This is a genomic window from Sulfitobacter sp. HI0129, from assembly GCF_001635395.1.
Classification (GTDB): domain Bacteria; phylum Pseudomonadota; class Alphaproteobacteria; order Rhodobacterales; family Rhodobacteraceae; genus Sulfitobacter.
In genome coordinates this window covers 1-2,632 of record NZ_LWGH01000503.1, presented here as the reverse complement: position 1 = coordinate 2,632, position 2,632 = coordinate 1, and the positions used below count along the sequence as shown (strand labels likewise).

Sequence of the window (2,632 nt, the reverse complement as noted above, 5' to 3'; positions counted from 1 at the left end):
GATCGACGCTACGATCGGGGCCACGAACGAAGGCGCCCTCGCTTACTATGCGGCGATGGGTTTCGAGACTTACCGCAGACGCCCGGGTGCCGTCTGCAAACGCTACGACATCATTCGGTAAGGCGCCCGCCGTCGCGGCAAAGGTCAGTCCAGCGCCTCGATATCCGCGATAACCTTCGCCCAAAGCTCCGGCGGCTGCGCGCCCGGAACAGCGTGGCGGCCACCCACGATGAAGGTCGGGACGGAGTTGATCCCCATGCTGCGGCTGTGGGCATCCCGGTCCCGGATCTCCTGCGCATCGACGTCCGATTCCAGCAAGCGACGGACCACGGCGGCGTCCATCTCGATCCCGTCGGCGACATCCGCCAGCACTTCGTGGTCGCCGATATCGCGTGCGTCGACGAAATAGGCGGTGAACAGGGCAGAGACGGCAGCGGTCTGGCGGCCCTCTATCCCGGCCCAGTGAATCAGGCGATGCGCGTCCAGCGTATTCGGCGTGCGCTTCATGCCCTCGAAGTCGATCTTCAACCCGGCCTTCTCGGCATGTTCGACCACCGGTGCATAGGCTTTGACAGCCCCCTGCTGGCCGCCGAACTTGGCCTCCAGATAGGCGCGCCGGTCCATGCCGCCCGCGGGCATTTCGGGGTTGAGCTGAAAGGGGTGCCATTCGATCGTGAAGGGATGATCGGGGCGTTCGGCCAGCGCCTTGTCCAGATGGGCCTTGCCGATATAGCACCAGGGGCAGATCGGATCGGACATGATGTCCAGCTTGACGGTCGTGGTCTCGGTCATGGTGTGCGGGCCTCGTATTCCTCGCGCAGCTTGCGCCGCAGCAACTTGCCGTTCGCGCCGACGGGCAGGGCCGGCACATGGATATAAAGGCGCGGTTGCTTGTAGCGCGCCAGCGACGTCTGGGCATACCTGTGCAGCGCCTCTTCGTCCAGTGGCCCGTCGGGTGCGGTGTAGAACGCGGCGATAACGGTGACATCCGTGCGCACCGCGACCTCTGCCGCCGCCACGGCCTCGATCTGCGGATGGCCCGCCATGACCGCCTCCACTTCGAGCGGCGAGACCCGGAAGCCGCCCGCGTTCATCATGTCGTCCGTCCGGCCGAGGTAGGCGATCTGCCCGTCCTCATCCATCACGCCGGTATCCCCGGTCACGAACCAATCGCCGCGGTAGCGCTCCGCCGTCTGTTCGGGCGCGCCGCGGTAGCCCAGCATCAACCCCGGCTCGGAGCGGTGCACGGCGATGAGGCCGGGCGTGCCGCGCGGAACGGGGCCATCATCGCCCAGCAGGGCCACGCGGCGACCGGGCTGGGGCTGGCCCAGCGTGCCGGGGGCGGCGGGATACGCCGGGCAGGCAGAGATGAAGGTGGAGCATTCGGACATGCCGTAGGCCTCGTAAATCTCCGTTCCCGTTGCGTCGCGCCAAGCGCTGCCCGTGGCCTCGGGCAGCTTTTCGCCCGCGCTCAGCCCGTGGCGAAGGGCCGGCAGGGGCGGGATTTTGCCGGACTTCATCATTTGCCGGTAAACCCCCGGCGTGGCGGCAAAAATCGTCGCTGCGGCCTCTGCCAACAGCGCGGGCAATGCGCCCGGTGGCGTGCCGGGTGATGGGATCAGGGCGGTGGCCCCCATCGTCCAGGGATCCATCAGGCCGGTGCCCAGCGTATAGGTCCAGTTGAACGCGCCCGCGTGGCACAGCCTGTCTTCGGAGCGCAGGTCATACCAGCCGTCGAACATCATCTGCCGCGCCCAGATGGCCCGGTGAGCATGCATGACGGCGGAAGGTTTGCCCGAGGTGCCGGAGGTATAGACGATATAGCCCAGCCGTTCGGGATCGCCCATGTGCCACTCGGCGGGGGGCAGGTCGTGCCACGCGCGGATCTGGGCCAGCGTCAGGCAGCGCGGATCCTCCGGGCAGGGCACCTCCGGGTCGTGCAGGATAACCGCCGGATCGAGTTCGCCGATGATGCGGGCCGTTTCACGCGCCGTCAGCGCGGCGGCGGTCGGCACCGGGACAAGTCCGGCTGCCAGCGCCCCCAGATAGGCGACCGGGAAATCGACGGTATTGCCCAGCCGCAGCAGTACCAGATCCCCCGGGGTCAGCCCATGGCGCAAAAGCCCCGTGGCCGTGCCCCGCACGGCGGCGGACAGTTCCGCGAAGCTCCAGCTTTCGCCGCCTTCGGAGGAGAGAATCCGCAGTGCGGTCTTGTCGGGCAGTGCGGCGGCATGGCGCAGCACATGGGCCGCCATGTTGAAGTGCGCGGGCGGGGCGGAAAACCCGCCATTGTCGGTGATAGACAGCATCGCGACTGGCTAGCCCGGGGGCGTCGCCGTTGCAAGCGCCCGGGCGGGACGCTATAGCCGCTGCCATGTCCGATCTGCCGCAATCCTCATTGATACAGTTGTCCCGTGGCAACGGAGAGGTGGAGCAGGTGCCGCCGCTCGACCTCGGGGCGCGGGTGCGGGACCTGCGCAAGGGCCGCGGCTGGACGCTGGAACAGGCTGCGCGGCAGGCAGGCATGGCGCGGTCCACCCTCAGCAAGATCGAAAATGGCCAGATGTCCCCCACCTACGACGCGCTGAAGAAGCTGGCGGGCGGGCTGGAAATCTCCGTGCCGCAGCTTTTC

At 67.7% G+C, this 2,632-nt stretch carries 3 protein-coding genes; 1 reads left to right on the top strand and 2 read right to left on the bottom strand.

Annotated features, from left to right (window positions below; all coding sequences use genetic code 11):
* Nucleotides 1–144: 144 nt before the first annotated feature.
* Nucleotides 145–792: a DsbA family oxidoreductase gene (locus tag A3764_RS13775; RefSeq protein ID WP_067921182.1), complete on the bottom strand. Its 648-nt coding sequence runs from the start codon at nt 790–792 to the stop codon at nt 145–147.
* A complete protein-coding gene (locus tag A3764_RS13770) occupies nt 789–2,309 on the bottom strand; it encodes a class I adenylate-forming enzyme family protein (protein ID WP_067921181.1) in 1,521 nt (506 codons plus the stop codon). Before A3764_RS13770 ends, A3764_RS13775 begins: the two co-directional genes overlap by 4 nt.
* Before the next feature lie 65 nt (nt 2,310–2,374).
* Here A3764_RS13770 and A3764_RS13765 point away from each other — a divergent pair.
* Nucleotides 2,375–2,632: helix-turn-helix domain-containing protein (locus A3764_RS13765; RefSeq protein ID WP_150122182.1), on the top strand; the 258-nt coding region annotated here is incomplete at its 3' end.

Bases quoted from the DNA above. Each gene is read 5' to 3' on its own strand.
- A3764_RS13770 (WP_067921181.1), bottom strand. From the start codon at position 2,309: ATGCTGTCTATCACCGACAATGGCGGGTTTTCCGCCCCGCCCGCGCAC.
- A3764_RS13775 (WP_067921182.1), bottom strand. From the start codon at position 792: ATGACCGAGACCACGACCGTCAAGCTGGACATCATGTCCGATCCGATC.